This is a genomic window from Elusimicrobia bacterium HGW-Elusimicrobia-1 (genome assembly GCA_002841695.1).
In the GTDB taxonomy this organism is placed as follows: domain Bacteria; phylum Elusimicrobiota; class Endomicrobiia; order PHAN01; family PHAN01; genus PHAN01.
Genome location: PHAN01000006.1, coordinates 31,019 through 46,080, shown reverse-complemented (window position 1 = coordinate 46,080; position 15,062 = coordinate 31,019). Strand labels below are relative to the sequence as shown.

The 15,062-nt window shown below is 54.0% G+C and carries 19 protein-coding genes and 1 pseudogene; all 20 read right to left on the bottom strand.

Going from position 1 to position 15,062, the window contains the following annotated elements; genetic code table 11:
- Positions 1 to 76: 76 nt before the first annotated feature.
- Positions 77 to 562: a hypothetical protein gene (locus CVU77_04955; protein ID PKN01451.1), complete on the bottom strand. Its 486-nt coding sequence runs from the start codon at positions 560 to 562 to the stop codon at positions 77 to 79.
- Positions 559 to 747, bottom strand: a complete 189-nt coding sequence (locus CVU77_04950; protein ID PKN01450.1) for a hypothetical protein — start codon at positions 745 to 747, stop codon at positions 559 to 561. Before CVU77_04950 ends, CVU77_04955 begins: the two co-directional genes overlap by 4 nt.
- Positions 744 to 1,124: a Fe-S cluster assembly scaffold protein NifU gene (nifU, locus tag CVU77_04945; GenBank protein PKN01449.1), complete on the bottom strand. Its 381-nt coding sequence runs from the start codon at positions 1,122 to 1,124 to the stop codon at positions 744 to 746. Before nifU ends, CVU77_04950 begins: the two co-directional genes overlap by 4 nt.
- Positions 1,125 to 1,150: 26 nt before the next feature.
- A complete protein-coding gene (locus CVU77_04940) occupies positions 1,151 to 2,395 on the bottom strand; it encodes a cysteine desulfurase NifS (GenBank protein ID PKN01448.1) in 1,245 nt (414 codons plus the stop codon).
- Positions 2,396 to 2,424: 29 nt separating this feature from the next.
- Entirely contained in the window at positions 2,425 to 2,904 is a 480-nt protein-coding gene (locus CVU77_04935; protein PKN01447.1) for a hypothetical protein, read from the bottom strand.
- A 19-nt stretch (positions 2,905 to 2,923) separates the two neighbouring features.
- Complete coding sequence (locus tag CVU77_04930; GenBank protein PKN01446.1) at positions 2,924 to 3,124, bottom strand: hypothetical protein; 201 nt, start codon at positions 3,122 to 3,124, stop codon at positions 2,924 to 2,926.
- Positions 3,125 to 3,470: 346 nt separating this feature from the next.
- A pseudogene (locus tag CVU77_04925) lies at positions 3,471 to 3,677 on the bottom strand (hypothetical protein).
- A gap of 430 nt (positions 3,678 to 4,107) precedes the next feature.
- Complete coding sequence (nth, locus tag CVU77_04920) at positions 4,108 to 4,785, bottom strand: endonuclease III (GenBank protein ID PKN01445.1); 678 nt, start codon at positions 4,783 to 4,785, stop codon at positions 4,108 to 4,110.
- Complete coding sequence (locus CVU77_04915; GenBank protein PKN01444.1) at positions 4,778 to 4,963, bottom strand: ferredoxin; 186 nt, start codon at positions 4,961 to 4,963, stop codon at positions 4,778 to 4,780. Before CVU77_04915 ends, nth begins: the two co-directional genes overlap by 8 nt.
- Before the next feature lie 202 nt (positions 4,964 to 5,165).
- Entirely contained in the window at positions 5,166 to 5,957 is a 792-nt protein-coding gene (locus tag CVU77_04910) for an inositol monophosphatase (protein PKN01443.1), read from the bottom strand.
- A 4-nt stretch (positions 5,958 to 5,961) separates the two neighbouring features.
- The gene (locus CVU77_04905) at positions 5,962 to 6,537 is read right to left on the bottom strand and encodes a rubrerythrin family protein (protein PKN01442.1); all 576 of its coding nucleotides are present in this window, start codon (positions 6,535 to 6,537) and stop codon (positions 5,962 to 5,964) included.
- A 22-nt stretch (positions 6,538 to 6,559) separates the two neighbouring features.
- Complete coding sequence (locus CVU77_04900) at positions 6,560 to 7,753, bottom strand: NAD(P)/FAD-dependent oxidoreductase (protein ID PKN01441.1); 1,194 nt, start codon at positions 7,751 to 7,753, stop codon at positions 6,560 to 6,562.
- Positions 7,754 to 7,861: 108 nt separating this feature from the next.
- Positions 7,862 to 9,091, bottom strand: a complete 1,230-nt coding sequence (locus CVU77_04895) for an MBL fold metallo-hydrolase (GenBank protein PKN01440.1) — start codon at positions 9,089 to 9,091, stop codon at positions 7,862 to 7,864.
- A 26-nt stretch (positions 9,092 to 9,117) separates the two neighbouring features.
- Positions 9,118 to 9,276, bottom strand: a complete 159-nt coding sequence (locus CVU77_04890) for a rubredoxin (protein ID PKN01439.1) — start codon at positions 9,274 to 9,276, stop codon at positions 9,118 to 9,120.
- 6 nt (positions 9,277 to 9,282) lie between these two features.
- Positions 9,283 to 9,747 carry a transcriptional repressor gene (locus CVU77_04885; protein ID PKN01438.1) on the bottom strand — a complete coding sequence of 155 codons (465 nt, stop codon included), beginning with the start codon at positions 9,745 to 9,747 and terminating at the stop codon, positions 9,283 to 9,285.
- A 368-nt stretch (positions 9,748 to 10,115) separates the two neighbouring features.
- Positions 10,116 to 10,970 carry a hypothetical protein gene (locus CVU77_04880; GenBank protein ID PKN01437.1) on the bottom strand — a complete coding sequence of 285 codons (855 nt, stop codon included), beginning with the start codon at positions 10,968 to 10,970 and terminating at the stop codon, positions 10,116 to 10,118.
- A 31-nt stretch (positions 10,971 to 11,001) separates the two neighbouring features.
- Complete coding sequence (locus CVU77_04875) at positions 11,002 to 11,748, bottom strand: hypothetical protein (protein PKN01436.1); 747 nt, start codon at positions 11,746 to 11,748, stop codon at positions 11,002 to 11,004.
- A gap of 22 nt (positions 11,749 to 11,770) precedes the next feature.
- Positions 11,771 to 13,075, bottom strand: coding sequence for a hypothetical protein (locus tag CVU77_04870; protein ID PKN01435.1), 1,305 nt, complete (start codon positions 13,073 to 13,075; stop codon positions 11,771 to 11,773).
- Positions 13,068 to 13,466, bottom strand: a complete 399-nt coding sequence (locus tag CVU77_04865) for a 4Fe-4S ferredoxin (GenBank protein PKN01501.1) — start codon at positions 13,464 to 13,466, stop codon at positions 13,068 to 13,070. The genes CVU77_04870 and CVU77_04865 overlap by 8 nt, the downstream gene beginning before the upstream one ends.
- 56 nt (positions 13,467 to 13,522) lie before the next feature.
- On the bottom strand, positions 13,523 to 15,049 hold the full coding sequence (locus tag CVU77_04860; GenBank protein PKN01434.1) for an FMN-binding glutamate synthase family protein: 1,527 nt from the start codon (positions 15,047 to 15,049) through the stop codon (positions 13,523 to 13,525).
- Positions 15,050 to 15,062: the final 13 nt, after the last annotated feature.

The following is a 15,062-nucleotide window of genomic DNA, read 5'->3' as shown; positions in this document are numbered from 1 at the left end:
TGTTTTGACATGTAGTGCCCCGATTTATCGGGGCAAAAGGCGACCTTAAAAGGTCGCGCTACATAATGCGTTTGTATTAGATGAAAAGATTGATGCCGGCGCCTTTGGCTTCGGCCAGGTAGGTCGCCGCGCCGGCGAATTCGTCGACGTCGCCTGAAAGCTCGTCCTTGCCGAGGCCCATCACTCCGCAGGATGTCGTGCAGGCGATGAATTTTACTTTAAGGTCCCGCGCGGTTTTTATAAGGTCATCAAGGCGCGCCGCGCCGGTTTTTTTCATCAAAATTTTCATCATGACGGGTCCTGCCCCAAAAAAATTCAACTTTGAGAGAGGCAGGCGCGACGTGCTCATCAGATTGAAGAGTTTCTGAAACAGGTTCTGGGATTTTCCGACGGCGAAGCGTTTTTTCTTGATGACATTGAGGCCCCAGAAAGTGAAGAATATCGTAACATCGAACCCGCCGGCCGCCGCCGTGGCGGCAAGCGTGAAACAGGCGATGGCTTTGTCGAGTTCGCCCGAAAAAAGTATCAATGTTATTTTGGGTCTGGCGGCTTCGGCGTTCATTTATTTTCCTTGCATGTGTGCGAAGATTTTTGCGCCGCGTTAATGCTTTGGCCGCACTTTTCGCAGATGACTATTTCGACTTTGCAGGGCACGCAAAACGCCGGTTCAAAACAGGAAAACTTGAGTTCTTCGTCGCAATAAGGACACTTGCATTTGTTTGCCGCTTTATCGGAGGATTTGTTCATTTGTCCCCCTTTTTGGTCAGATAATCCTCTATGGCCTTGCGGAGCGCGTCGGCGCCGAGGTTTGAGCAATGCATTTTATTGGGCGGCAGTCCGCCGAGTTCCAGCGCCACGGAAGCGTTGGTGATTTTAAGGGCTTCGTCGATGGACTTGCCTTTTGCCATTTCCGAGACCATAGATGAAACCGCTATGGCGGCTCCGCAGCCGAAGGTTTTGAACTTCACGTCTTCCAGCCGTCCGTCTTTTACCTTTACGTAGAATGTCATCATGTCCCCGCAGACGGGGTTGCCTATTTCGCCCACGCCGTCGGCGTCTTTTATCTCTCCGACGTTGCGGGGATTGGCGAAGTGATCCATTACTTTTTCGGAATAAAACGGCATTTTGCCTCCGTGTCACATTTCAATAATTAATGATTATGCCCGTGATGTTCGTAGTCCGTGCCCGGCCCGACTTTCATACGCTCGCCGGTTTTTACGAAGTGCGCGTAAGTCGGCGACATCGACCGCAGACGCTCGACTATGGGCGGCAGCTCGGCTATGACGTAATCGATATCGTCGGCGGTATTGTATTTGGAAAGAGAGAAAAGAAGCGAGCCCTGCGCCACGGCCACGTCGATGCCCATGGCTTCGAGCACGTGCGAAAGTTTCAGCGCCTTCGACGTGCACGCCGAGCCCGACGAAGCCGCTATGCCTTTTTGGTCCAGTAACAGCAGCATCCCCTCGCCCTCTATGAACTCCACCGACAGGTTGACGTTGCCCGGCAGACGCTCGTGCGGATGTCCGTTGAGATAAACGTGCGGTATTTTGGATATTACACCTTCGGCCAGACGATTTCTTAAAGCGGTAATTTTCTTGACATTTTCGGCGAGTTCGGCCGCGGCTATCTGGCAGGCCTTGCCCATGCCGACGATGGCGGCCAGATTTTCCGTGCCGGCCCGACGGCCATCCTCCTGAATCCCTCCGTCGATTTGCGGAATCAGGCGCGCCGCCTTGGCGGCGTAGAGCGCGGCGGCGCCTTTGGGTCCGTGGAACTGGGAAGCCGCTATGGTCATAAGATCGACCCCGAGGTCGTTTACGTCAAGAGAAATCGCTCCGGCGGAGCCGACGGCGTCCGTATGAATAGTCGTTTTAGGATTTTTGGAGCGCACTATCTGCGATATTTTTTTTATCGGCTGCACCGTGCCGACTTCCGTATTGGCGTGCTGTATCGAGACGAGTATGGTGTCGGGCCGAATCGCGGCGGAGAGTTCGTCGAACATTACCGTGCCGTATTTATCGACTCCGATTACTGTCAGCTCGACTCCGGATTTTGCCAGACGTTTTGCCGCGTGCAGCACGGAAAAGTGTTCGACCGCCGAAACTATTATGTGGCGGCCATCATTCGCTCGCGCTGCCATCGTGCCTTTTACGGCGAGATTATTCGCCTCCGAGCCGCACGACGCGAAGATTATTTCCCGGGGGGAAGCGTTCAAGAACGCCGCCGTTTTTTGGCGGGCTTCGTCGAGAGCGTCTTTGGCCGTCGCGCCGCGCGAGTGAATGCTTTGCGGATTGCCGTAGGCCTCGCCGATGCAGGGCAGCATCGCTTCGATCACGCGGTCGTCCGGCCGCGTGCACGACTGGTTGTCGAGGTATACGGATTTTGGAGGCGGCATAATTTTCACTCTCGGCGATGGTTCGCGGTTCAATGAACGGCGACGAATTTCGCCCCGTCTTTTTTAAGGGTCAATTTCGCCTGGCAGCGCGGGCATACCAGTTTATCGCCCTCTTTGGCGTTGTCTTTCAGGATGACTTCCTGCTTGCATACGGGGCAGATTATCGCGGCGTTTTCCTTAAAAATCGTCTCCACGGGCTTCGGTCCCTGCACGGAAATCATGACCATATCCTTGTCGCCCGAGTTGACCACTCCGTGATAAACTCCCGCGGGGCCGTACACGGCCGCTGTGGGGCCGGCCGCCGTCTGCTCATCGCCCACGGTAAACTCCCCCGCGCCTTCGACGATATAAAAAAGTTCGTCGGTGGCCGGATGTTTGTGAAACGGCAGAATCTGTCCGGGTTTGAGAAAAAAATTATTGAATACTATCTTGTCGGTTTCGAGCGGAACTTTCTTCAGGAGCTTTTCTTCGGCGAACTCTTTTATCTTGTCGATTTTTACCGTCTGCATAAAGCATACCCTCCGTTATTTAAAAAAACCAAACGTATAACCCTCCCGCGGCGTGCAAAGCCGCCATTGCAGCGGTCGCTCCGGCGAGGATTTTGTGAGTCCTTATTTTTATGCCGAATCTGCCCATGAAAATACCCGTGAATATCGTCAGGACGAATAGAATTCCTATCACAATGCCGCCCCAGACGTATGCCGGTTTGCCGAATATGTATGCGGTCATTTTTTTACCATTCGTCCTATTTTACATATTTAGCGGGATTTTTTTTGAAGTCGTCGACGCAGGCCGGGCAGCAGAAGTACTGTTCCTTGCCTTTATATTTGACGGCCGGCGTTTCCTTTGAAATCTTAAATTTATCACCGGTAACGGGACATGTCACCGTGCGGCCGTATGACGAGGGCTCGATTTTATAGTCGGAAACGGCGCCGGCCGCGGGCGCGGAGACGTCCGGCATCTGTTTGCTTCCGTCGTGCATATGGCCCTTGACGGGTTTCATCATTTTATACGACTCGGTAACGCCCGCCTTCGGAAGTTTATCGAGCGCTTTCCCGTCGTGGTGGATTTTTTTGGGAGCTTTCTTGTGGAAATCCGACGTGTGGTCGGCTCCGGCGTTGTGCATATTTTTATGTCGTCCGCCTTCCCATGCCTTTACGCCGGTCACGTCGTATACGATACCGTCCACCGCGACATACGACGGCCTGCCGTCTTTTCCGTCGAATTTTTTGAGTTCGTCGGCGGTGAATACTTTGTTTGTCCACGCCGCTTCGGCTTTCATTGTGGCTGATGTCGCGGTATCTGACGTTTTTGTTTGCGCCTCTGCGGCCTTTTCTTTCATATCCATAGAGCCGTGCATCATCGCCATTTTGTGCGGCGAGCATTCGGCGCAGGCGCCGACTTCGTAATTTGAAGTTTCCGCGAGTCCCGCCGAGGCCGCCGCAAACATACAGGATAAAACCAGCGCTGACAATTTTGCCATAAAACCTCCGTAGTTTAGTGAATTCTCAGCACAATGTTAAGACGTTAAGAAAGTATCATACAGCCCGCGCATTTTCTTTATGAGTTTCAGGAAATGGTTATTTCGATTTTGCGGGGTTTTTTCGTGCCGCGCAGGGATTTTACCATCGCTTCAATCGTGCGTATGTAAAACCCGGTTACGAAAAAATTCAGAGGCACTTTTTTGGAATTTACTTTCAGTTCGATTTTTTTCATTTTTTATTTTTCCCCGCCGGTTTTTCCCCGAATGAATACGCGCTCGGGCATATATCCGAGAGTAGACACGCGCCGCAGGCGGGTTTTGCCGCGCGGCAAACCGCCCGTCCGTGGTACTGTAACAGAAGCGAAACGTTCCGCCAGTTATTGCGCGCCACGACGGACATCAGGTCGCGTTCGATTTTGACGGGGTCATTCTCGGATGTCAGTCCCATCCGCGCCGCCAGTCGTCTTACGTGGGTATCGACCGCAATGCCTTCCACGACTCCGTAGGCGTGAGCCAGCACCACATTGGCGGTTTTTCTGGCCACGCCGGGAAGCGTAAGAATTTCTTCCATAGTGCGCGGCACTTTCCCGCCGAATTTTTCTATTACGGCTTTTGCCGCCCCGGCGATGTTTTTCGCCTTGGCGCGATAGAATCCCGTCGAGAACACGGCTTTTGCCAGCTCCGAGGCGCGCGCAGCGGCGAAATCTTCGGGCGTGCGGTATTTTCTGAACAGTTCCCGCGTGACTTTATTGACGCGCTCGTCCGTGCACTGCGCCGACAATATTACGGCCACCAGCAACTGCCACGGCGTGGCAAACTCAAGAGGAATCTTCGCGTCGCGGTATTTCCGTCGCAGACGCGATACTATTGCGTCTGCGCGGTCGCCCGCGCTTTTTGATTTATTCAACTTTTATTGCCTCGACCGGACAATCGGCCGCGGCCAGTTTTGCGGATTCTTCGAGGGCGGCGGGCACGGGGTTTACTTTTACCTTGGCCACACTTTCGGGGACTTCAAAAACATCGGGCGCGTCGGAAACGCAAAGCCCGCAGCCGGTGCAAACATCTTCAAGAACTGTCACTTTCATCTTTACTCCTCCTGTATGTAATAGGTCATCAGCCCGTCACGAAACTATTTTCCCGTCGGAGAATTCAGCGCCCGGAATATTTTTGCCCTCCTGCCATCTGGGACGATACTTTTTATTTCACCCTCCCCTGCCCTTCGGGCCGCCTCTCCCATCGAGGGAGAGGATTGAGGTGAGGGGGTAAGTTTTGTGATTTGCTTATTCATCATTGCTGCAAAATCTTTATCATCGAATTGTGGATGCGGCTGTTGGAGGCCGTTATCATTTTTCCGAAGAGCCAATCGTCGCTTCCGGCGAAATCGCTCACCCGACCTCCGGCTTCTTCGACGAGAAGCGAACCCGCCGCAACGTCCCACGGGGCGAGGCCCTCTTCCCAGAAACCGTCGAACCTGCCCGACGCCGTGTAGGCCAAATCAAGCGCCGCCGAGCCCAGCCGTCTTATGCCCTGCGCGGAAAGCACCAGATTTTTGAAGTTTTTTATCACGCGGTTGTGGCGTTCCTTTATGTAATACGGGAAGCCCGTGACTAACAGCGCGCGGTTGAGCGTTTTGACGCCCGATACTCTTATGCGTTTGCGGTTTAATAACGCGCCGCGTCCCCGCACCGCGCCGAACAATTCCGAGCGCATTACGTCGTTGACTATTCCCAAAACGATTTTTCCGTCCGAGAAAAGCGCAAGGGACGTAGAAAATACCGGACAATGATGCACAAAATTGACCGTGCCGTCCAGCGGGTCGAGAACCCAGAAAGTTCCTTCCCTCATCTCTTTGGGACAGGATTCCTCGCACAGAAAACCGATGTCGGGAAAGCGGTTTTTGAGACGCTTTATTATGATATTTTCCGTCTCGCGGTCGGCTATTGTTACAGGGTCGATGTCGCCCTTGTACTCGATTTTAAAGCCGCGCTCAAAATATTTTTTGATCACGTTTTGGCCGTCGAGCACTGCGGCCGCCGCCTCGGAATAAAGTGACGTCTTCAAACGTTCGCTTAATGTCATACGCTCAGTAATTCTCGGACAGCAATTCGTAGTAGGATTGAGGATGTTTGCACGCGGGACACTGTTTGGGAGCTTCCGCGCCTTCGGTGATATAGCCGCAGTTGCGGCAGTGCCATTTTACGGCCCCCGCTTTTTTGAAAACCGACGACTTTTTGATGTTGGCTTCGAGCGCGCGGTATCTTTTTTCGTGGAACGCCTCGACGCGGGCGATTTCTTCGAATGCTTTGGCGACTTCGTCGTAGCCCTCTTTTTTGGCGACGGCCGCGAACTCGGGGTAAAGCGTTCCCCATTCCATTTTTTCTCCGTCGGCGGCGTGCGCCAGATTCTTGACGGCGCTCTCGATTTTTCCGGCGGGATAGGACGCCGTTATTTCAACGTCTCCGCCTTCCAGAAATTTAAAAAACACCTTGGCGTGTTCTTTCTCGTTTTCGGCGGTTTCCAGGAATAAAGCCGCGATATGCTCGTAGCCCTCTTTTTTTGCCGCGCCCGAGTAATAGGTGTAGCGGTTGCGCGCCTGCGATTCGCCCGCGAACGCTTTGAGAAGATTTTTTTCCGTCTGAGAACCTTTGATGGGTTTCATTGGCACATACCTCCGTGTCGATTTATGATATGAGTTCTTTGGCTTCTTTTTCGCCGACGGGTTTTGCCGACCTTCTGACCGCCGATATTTTTTTTGCCGCTTCGGCGTCGCCCATACACATTGAGCCCACTATAACGCCGTCTTTCAGGAATATTTTTTTATAAATTTCTTTCGCGGTATCGGCGTGTTCGTAGGTTACGATTCCGTCGATTTCGGCGATGTTGCCTTCGGTGGTAAGGTCGATTCCGGCCACTTTAAGCGTATTCGACATCACGGTGCCTTCGTACCTTTGCGAGGGCGAAAGATTTTTCGCCCCTACAAAGGCGGCGTTCGATGCCGCTATGCGGGCTTGCTCGACGGCAACGGGCACTATGCCCCATACGACGCCTTTGTATTCGGCGCAGTCGCCGGCGGCAAAGACGTCGGGCGCCGATGTTTCCAGATATTCGTTGACGATAATTCCTTTCGCGACGGCTATTCCGGCTTCCGCGGCAAACTTTATGTTCGGTTTTATCCCGGCCGAGACGACGAACAGGTCGGCGGGTATCTTGCGGCCGTCGTCAAGCGCCGCGCCATCGCCGCCGATGGCCGATATTTTGGCTCCGGCAATCACTTTTAGTCCTCTGGCGGCCAGACATTTGGAGAGTATTTCGCCGCCTTTGGCGTCGAGTTGTCGGGGAAGAAGGTAAGGCGCAACCTCTATTACGGTTATATCAATCGCGGGAAATGAAGCTTTTACGGCCGCGGCGGCCTCTATTCCCAGTACCCCGCCTCCTATAAATGCTATCTGCGAGGTTTTGCCCGCCTCATCCATGAGTGTTTTGGCGTCTTCGAGGCACCTTAAAGTGAGAACTTTCGGGCTGTCTGACCCCGGTATGGGCAGTGTATTTGCGCTTGCACCCGCGGCTATAATGAGTTTATCGTACGAAATTGTTGAACCGTCATCGAGCAGTGCGGATTTGGCGGAAAGTTGCAGTTTTTGGACACTTTTTTCAAGTAATACTTTAATGTTATTCTGAGTATACCACGATTCCGGATAGAAATATAACTCATCCTCTTTCTTGCGTCCGGCGATAAAGTCAATCAGTGCGGGTCGGTTGTAATAGGCAAATTGCTCGTCCGTGACCACGGTAATGACGGCTTCGGAGGATTTTTGTCTGATAGTTTTGGCCGCGGTAATGCCGGCGACTCCGTTGCCTATTATGAGTATGTTCATAGTAATTTGTCATTGCGAGGAATGTAATGACGAAGTAGGGACAGGTTGCGACCTGTCCCTACCAAAACGGCGGTGCCTCGTAATGACGAGGTTTGTGTCGTCTTCTTGTTATCCCGCTATTTTGGCGGCAATTTCGCGGCCCATCGCTTCGCATTCGGCAAGTTTGGGCGCGTCGGGTATCCACTTGGACGTTATCGGCGCGTGTACTATCTCGACCCCCGACTTTTTAAGCCGCGCTTCCATTGCTTCCACGGCTCCGCCCGACCATCCGAACGCGCCGAATGTAGCGCCTATCTTGTTTTTGAATCTCAAACCCTCCATATCCTCAAGAACCGGCGCCATCGTCGGGAGCATACCCTTGTTTATCGTAGATGAGCCCGCTATTATGGCTCTGGCGTCGAGCAGTTCTTTTATTACGTCCGAGCGGTCGGTTACGGGCATTTTGAAGAGTTTTACTTCGATCCCGCCGACGCTTTCGGCGCCTTCAACGATTGCTCTGGCCATTTTTTCGGTGGCTCCCCACATTGTGTCATAGACGATAAGCATTTTCTTTTTATATTCGCCCAGCGACCATCTCTTGTACGCGTCGATAATCTTGGCCGGGTCGCGGCGCCACATTATTCCATGACTGGGGCATATCATTTTTATGGGGATTTTGAGGGCGGCTACTTCGTCGAGTTTTTTGAGAATCAGAGGGGCAAATGGCGTAAGAATATTGGCAAAGTACTTGGCCGCTTCTTCCATGAGAACGCTTTCTTCGACCTCGTCGTCGAATCGTCCGGAAGACGCCAAATGCTGTCCGAATGCGTCGTTCGGAAGCAGGACGGCGTCTTCTTTGACGTAGGTGAACATTGAGTCGGGCCAATGAAGAAAGGGCGCCTCCAGAAATACCAGGGTTTTCTTCCCTATTTTGAGTTCATCGCCCGTTTTTACCGTGTGGAAGTTCCATTCGTCGGCCGGTTTGCCAAGGTGCGGCGCCACGTGTTTTCCGAAATGTGCGCGGAAGCCCTCTTCGCCTTTTTTCGTGCAGATAATCTGCGCTTTGGGCGCTATGGCGGTCATCCTGGCTAACGAACCGGAGTGATCCACCTCGACGTGGTTTGCGACGATATAGTCGATTTTGGACGGGTCAACGAGCGCGGATACCCGCGCTATGAGTTCGTCCGCGAAAGGTGTGTACACCGAATCGACGAGAGTTATTTTTTCGTCGATGATGAGATACGCGTTGTACGTCGTGCCTCTGTGTACCGAGTAGGAATGTCCGTGAAAATCCCTTGTATCCCAGTCGACCGCGCCGACCCAATGCAGTCCGTCAATAATTTTTACCGGATTCATAATGATTTCTCCCTGTTTGCCGCGAGCTTTCAGGCCTTTTCAAACATATCTTTGAGCGCTCCGCATTCGGGGCAGACCCAAGTGTCCGGAATATCCTCGAATTTGGTTCCGGCGGCGACGTTATCGGCGGGGTCCCCCTTTTGCGGGTCGTAAATGTAACCGCAGACGATACATTTCCATTTTTCCATATTGTTTTACTCCTTGCGCGCGTCCTCGCGCGGGGCGCATCCGGCGGGATTCCCCGGCACGCAGTGTCCGTAAATATAAACGACGGATTTTTCGGGTTTGAAGTATTTTTTGACTTTTCCGAGGATGCGTCTGTCGTCGTAGGGGGTGTCTATTATGGCTCCGCAGTCCAGGCATATCAAATGTATGTGCGGGTCGGTGTGCGCGTCATAGCGTCTTACCCCTTCCGTATCCATTATAGCAAAAATAAGCCGCTTGCCTTCAAAAAAATCAAGAGTTTGATAGACGGTGTTTCGGCTTACGGACGGGTGTTTCTTTCTGACTTCGTTACAGATGGTGTCCGCGGATGGATGTGCGTAGGTTGAAAGCAGATATTCGAGTATCGCCGTTCGCTGCGGCGTGACTTTAAGCCGCGAGCCCTTTAAGATTTTTTCGATGTGCGGGGTTTCGCGGGGTGTGTTGTTTTTTGTCATAAAATATCTGAATAGTAATCAATACTATGTAGTAATCAATAGTATTGTATAAAAAACGCAGGATGATGTCAAATTTATTACAGGGTTTCTGCGGGAGGCGGACGAGGAATTTTAAAATCCCCCTTTGTTGTCATTGCGAGGGGCATTACTTTGTAGGGGCAGGCCCCCGTGCCTGCCCTGTTATGTGGGCGACCACAGGGGGTCGCCCCTACCATAATGCGTGATGAGATTGCCTCCCCGCCAAGGCGGGGCGGGCTGTCGTTCATCAAGTAGGGGCGTATAATTATACGCCCCTACAACTCCTCGCAATGACAAGGGGTGAGAGCGGCGGCGCAATGACTATGGGAAGGAACATCCTGACAATGGCGTTAGCGAGGTTTAAGATAAGTTGAAGATGTAAATTCTATGAGCCACAGGGGGTCTATGGCTTCGCCCTGAAGATATGCGCCGAAATGAAGATGCGGGCCGGTAGACCAGCCCGTGGAGCCGACCAAGCCGATGTTTTGGCCTTTTGCGACTTTTTCCCCCTCGGACACCAGAATCTTGTCGAGGTGGTAATAGCAGCTGACTAAACCCTGTCCGTGGTCTATGACTACGGTTTTGCCGGTCACATTGAGGTTTTCCGAGGCCAGAGCCACCGCGCCCGCGTTGGCCGCCGCGACCGGAACACCGGCCCGTGTGGATATATCTACGCCTTTATGGTAATAGGAGTAACGCGCTCCTTCTCTTTTGACGCCGAAATCTTCCCCTTGTCTGCCGTCGAGCGGCGATAAAAACGGGCCTTGGGCGAATTTTGCCGGACTCCTGATGCCCAAGGACTTAAGGAGACGCGCTCTTTCGTCGCTCAGAGCCGGTTTTGAGTCGCGCATTCTCTCGCTGGTCGGCGAAAGGCGGATAACGGGTATCTGTCGGGCGGTAATTATAAAAGGAACTTTGGACGCGGCGATTTTTATGCCTAAAAGTTTTTTGGCGACAAGAATCGAGGTTTCGCCCGACGCTTCAATGGCTATGGGAAGAAATATTTCTCTTTTCCCTCCGACGGCAGGATAAGGTTTGTAGGTTTTGGAGTCGTGAGTAATTTCGTATGAAAGAAAAGGCGACGGCTTGAAAGAAAACAGCGCCGCTTCGCCGCCTTTGGGCGACGGCGGATCGACTGAAAATGCGCCCGCGACCGTCGCGGCGGCGAAAATTACAGCCAAAGAACAAGCGTATTTGTGTCCCATAACATGATTATACCAAAGGCGGGCCGGTTTTTCAGTAAGCGTAGATGCTGCCGTAGGGGCGGCAAGAGGCGGGACGGATTACGCAAAAAGATATTTTTTTCGTCGAGGGAAGTTCTTTGCGGGGTATGCCCAGAGCGCGGGCGAAAGTTGCGGCCGCGTTTTCCACGACATCGGCGCCGGCGGGCGATATTTTCAGACCTTCGGGCATACGAGGCGGCAGTTTGTCCGAAGGCAGGTATATTTCGCCGCCGTGCATTCCCGTTCCGGGATAATTTCCGCAGGCCTTTTTTGCGCCGATACCGAAGACGATTATCCGTCCGCCCGCCATATATTCTCCCAGAAAATCGCGGGCGAAAGAGCCGATTATTACGGTCGGAACGCTTTCGCGGTATTCTTTCATGTGTATACCTGTGCGATAACCCGCGTTGTCGCGGATGATTATCGAGCCGCCGCGCATACTGTAGCCGGCCGCGTCGGAGACGTGTCCGTCGACGGCGATGAAGCCGCCCGACATAGTGTTGCCCACCGCGTCCTGGGCGTTCGCGCGCACTAATATTTCGGGTCCGTTCATAAACGCGCCGAGGTCGTTGCCGGGGATTCCGTTTATTTCGATTCGCACGGGGCTTTCGATACCGGCCGCGATGAATCGCTGGCCGTTTACGCCGTCGAGGACGATTTTTGACGCGCATTCTCCCCGTCCGGCGGTCACTGCGGCGCGGATGCGTTCGTTGAGCGTTTTATAATCGAGGCGGCGGGAGTCAATGCGGATATTTTTCATGCGGGATGTCTTGTCGAGAGCATCAGACCTCCATCGGCGTGATGCGTTTTTTCCAGTTTTCTTCTCCGACGGCGATAAATCCGAAGGTGTCGCCGGATAGTTCCTTTTTGCAGTTCGCCACGGACGCGCGGTTTCTGATGAGGCCGGTGTAGATTTCCGCGCGCAGGACGTCGCCGAGCATTATGAATCCGGCGAGGCGGTCGCCGTCGAAAATCAGTTTTTTGTAGCGCGGGCCGCCGGTTGACGCGCCGTCGGAGAGTCCGGCGGTCTCGACGGTCAATCCGGAGCCGTCGGGCGGGTTGACAATTCCGGCCGATATGACCGCCAGGCCGAAAACTTCAACGGAGTTCATCGACAGAGCGCCTTCGGCGGTAACCTTTCCGCCGGCGGCGTTGGCGCCCGCCGCCGCTCCGCTCAGACGGGCCACGGGCCATATCGGCGCGGGGCGCGCTTTGGGGCGCGCTTCGCCCGAAAAAAAATCGGGCGTTTCGGCGCAATCGCCGGCGGCAAAAATATCGGGGAAGTTTGCGCGCATGTCGCCGCCTGCTATCACGCCTTTTGCCGCGCGTATGCCGGACCCCGCCAAAAAGGATATGTTCGGGCGAACGCCGGCGGCGGCGACGGTGAAGTCGACCGATATTTTGCTTCCGTCGGCAAGAAAGAGTTTTTTGCCGTCGGCGGAAATTTTTTCGGCGCGAGCGCCCGTGCGTACGTCTATGCCGCGGCGCGTAAGATTGCGGGTGAATACGGCGGCCGAGACATCGTCGAGCAGCGACGGCAAAACGCGCGGGGCGAGTTCGATAAGAGTGACCTTTAAGACCCGTTTGACGAGCGCTTCCGCGCATTTAAGACCGATGAAGCCGCCGCCTATGACGGCCGCGCGTTTCGCGCCGGATTTTATGTCGGCGTCGATACGCCGCGCGTCTTCGACGGATGTAAATGTCCTTAAACCCTTTGCGCCGGCTATATTCTCCGGCACGATGGCTTCGCCGCCCGAGGCGATGATGAGTTTTTTCCACTTAATCCGCGCGCCGTCGGAAAGGCGTACGGACTTGCCGCGGGCGTCGACGGACGTAACGGCCGCCGGAGCGATTATTTCAAGAGAGTTTTTCTCTATGAAATCACGCCCGCGGTAAACGATATGTTTTTTGTCGATTTCCAAAGCAAGCAGGCAGGATATGAGCGGCCGCGAATAAAAGACGTCTTTTTCCGACGAGACGACTATAATTTTTCCGCGTCCGTCGATTTTTCTTATGGATTCTATGGCGGCGGCTGATGCGGGACCGGCTCCGATAATAAGATATTCGGCCGACTTTTTTTTATTCATAAACAAGCGCCTCGTTCGGACAGGCCTCTACGCACGCCGGCGTGTTTTTATCGGGACACATATCGCATTTGGACGCTATTTTTTTGCGGCGTCTGTCCTGCGATATGGCGCCGAACGGGCAGACCATTATGCACGACCAGCATCCTACGCATTTGTCTTCGTCGCAGGCGACGGTTCCGTCGGCGGCGCGCGCCATCGCGCCGCTGAGGCACGCCTCTATGCAGGGCGCGTCGTCACAGTGGCGGCATTGCAGGGCAAATGACACCGGCCCGCTTTGTTCCACGATTATGCGCGGGCGGAAATCCCCCCTCTCGTCGCGGAATGCCTTTATTATTTTTTTGGATTTTGAATGCTTCACGAAACACGCGGTTTCGCAGAGGCGGCAGGCCATGCAGTATTCCGGGCGGGCGTAGATTTTTTTGAGTTTACCGTCGGCGTTTTTGTTTTTCACAGCGATTCTCCGGCCGGTTTTATTCCGAGTATTTTCATTTCCGATTCCGTCATATCCACCGCGCGCAGGCGCAGACGGTTGCCTCTTAAAGATTCGATGGCGTCTATGCCCATTCCTCCGAGCATCTCTTTGATTTCGTGCGACCACGCTTTTACGAGATTTGAAAGACGCTCCGCGGCGATTTCCGGATTGAGACGCTTGATGAGATAATCGTTTTGCGTGGCGATTCCCCAGTTGCATTTTCCCGTGTAACATTTCTGGCAGAGATGACATCCCATCGCGACGAGAGCCGATGTGGCTATGTAAACCGCGTCGGCGCCCAGAGCAATGGCCTTTATGACGTCGGCCGAGTTGCGGATTCCGCCGCCGGCCACTATCGAGGCGCGATGGCGGATTCCTTCTTGGCGAAGTCGTTCGTCGACGGAAGCAAGGGCGAGTTCTATGGGTATGCCCACGTTGTCTCTGATTCTTGTGGGGGCCGCGCCCGTGCCGCCGCGGAAACCGTCGATAGCCACGATGTCGGCGCCCGCCCGCACTATTCCGGACGCTATGGCGGCGGCGTTGTGCACGGCGGCGATTTTCACCGACACCGGTTTTTCGTAGCGCGTGGCTTCTTTGACGGCGCCGATGAGCTGCGATAAATCTTCTATCGAATATATGTCGTGGTGCGGAGCCGGAGAAATGGCGTCTGAGCCCTCCGGTATCATCCGAGTTTCCGATATGAGCCGGTTGACTTTTTCGCCGGGAAGATGTCCGCCTATTCCGGGCTTGGCGCCCTGGCCTATTTTAATTTCGATCGCGGCGGCGGCGTTCAAATATCCGGCGTGAACTCCGAAACGTCCGGAGGCGACCTGCACTATCGTGTGCGGGGCGTATTCGTAAAGCGATTTCGGAAAGCCGCCCTCGCCCGTGTTCCAGAAAGTTCCGCTTGAGGCGGCCGCGCGCGCCAGAGCCGTCACGGTATTGAGCGATATGGCGCCGTAGGACATCGCGGAGAACATTATCGGCGTTTCCAGCCGCAGTTGCGGCGCGAGCTCGGTAGACAGTCGCGGTTTGCGCTCTTTGCCGCAGTATTTTATGTCGAGTTTTTCGGGTTTGGCGCCCAGATAAGTCCTGAGTTCCATCGGCTCCCGCAGTGGGTCTATCGACGGATTCGTCACCTGGCTTGCGTCCAGCAGTATTCTGTCCCAGTACGACTTATAAACTTTATCCGTACCCATTCCGGAAAGAAGCACTCCGCCCGTGTCCGCCTGTTTGTATATGCCTTGCAGGACATTTTTTGTCCAGTACGAATCGGGCCGGAACTCCTGGGGATTCTTGATTATGGTAAGAGCGCCCGTCGGACAAAGCGACACGCACCGCTGGCAGCCGGCGCAAAGTTCGTCGGCGGATTCCATCGCAAGGGCTTCCCCGTCGAAAATATGCGCCTCGAAAGCGCATTGCCTCACGCAGACCTCGCATTGAATGCAGCGGTCGCGGTCGCGGATTATTTTAAACTCGCGGAGTTTTTGTGTTTTTCTCATTGTGTCGATTTTT

Excerpts from the sequence above, each read along its gene's own strand:
- CVU77_04890 (PKN01439.1), bottom strand. The coding sequence starts at position 9,276 with ATGGAAAAATGGAAATGTATCGTCTGCGGTTACATTTACGACCCGCAA.
- CVU77_04900 (PKN01441.1), bottom strand. The coding sequence starts at position 7,753 with ATGAACATACTCATAATAGGCAACGGAGTCGCCGGCATTACCGCGGCC.
- CVU77_04880 (PKN01437.1), bottom strand. The coding sequence starts at position 10,970 with ATGGGACACAAATACGCTTGTTCTTTGGCTGTAATTTTCGCCGCCGCG.
- nifU (PKN01449.1), bottom strand. The coding sequence starts at position 1,124 with ATGCCGTTTTATTCCGAAAAAGTAATGGATCACTTCGCCAATCCCCGC.
- CVU77_04860 (PKN01434.1), bottom strand. The coding sequence starts at position 15,049 with ATGAGAAAAACACAAAAACTCCGCGAGTTTAAAATAATCCGCGACCGC.
- CVU77_04875 (PKN01436.1), bottom strand. The coding sequence starts at position 11,748 with ATGAAAAATATCCGCATTGACTCCCGCCGCCTCGATTATAAAACGCTC.
- CVU77_04940 (PKN01448.1), bottom strand. The coding sequence starts at position 2,395 with ATGCCGCCTCCAAAATCCGTATACCTCGACAACCAGTCGTGCACGCGG.
- CVU77_04950 (PKN01450.1), bottom strand. The coding sequence starts at position 747 with ATGAACAAATCCTCCGATAAAGCGGCAAACAAATGCAAGTGTCCTTAT.
- CVU77_04885 (PKN01438.1), bottom strand. The coding sequence starts at position 9,747 with ATGACAAAAAACAACACACCCCGCGAAACCCCGCACATCGAAAAAATC.
- CVU77_04910 (PKN01443.1), bottom strand. The coding sequence starts at position 5,957 with ATGACATTAAGCGAACGTTTGAAGACGTCACTTTATTCCGAGGCGGCG.
- CVU77_04935 (PKN01447.1), bottom strand. The coding sequence starts at position 2,904 with ATGCAGACGGTAAAAATCGACAAGATAAAAGAGTTCGCCGAAGAAAAG.
- CVU77_04865 (PKN01501.1), bottom strand. The coding sequence starts at position 13,466 with ATGGCCTGCCGCCTCTGCGAAACCGCGTGTTTCGTGAAGCATTCAAAA.
- CVU77_04915 (PKN01444.1), bottom strand. The coding sequence starts at position 4,963 with ATGAAAGTGACAGTTCTTGAAGATGTTTGCACCGGCTGCGGGCTTTGC.
- CVU77_04870 (PKN01435.1), bottom strand. The coding sequence starts at position 13,075 with ATGAATAAAAAAAAGTCGGCCGAATATCTTATTATCGGAGCCGGTCCC.
- CVU77_04905 (PKN01442.1), bottom strand. The coding sequence starts at position 6,537 with ATGAAACCCATCAAAGGTTCTCAGACGGAAAAAAATCTTCTCAAAGCG.
- CVU77_04930 (PKN01446.1), bottom strand. The coding sequence starts at position 3,124 with ATGACCGCATACATATTCGGCAAACCGGCATACGTCTGGGGCGGCATT.
- CVU77_04955 (PKN01451.1), bottom strand. The coding sequence starts at position 562 with ATGAACGCCGAAGCCGCCAGACCCAAAATAACATTGATACTTTTTTCG.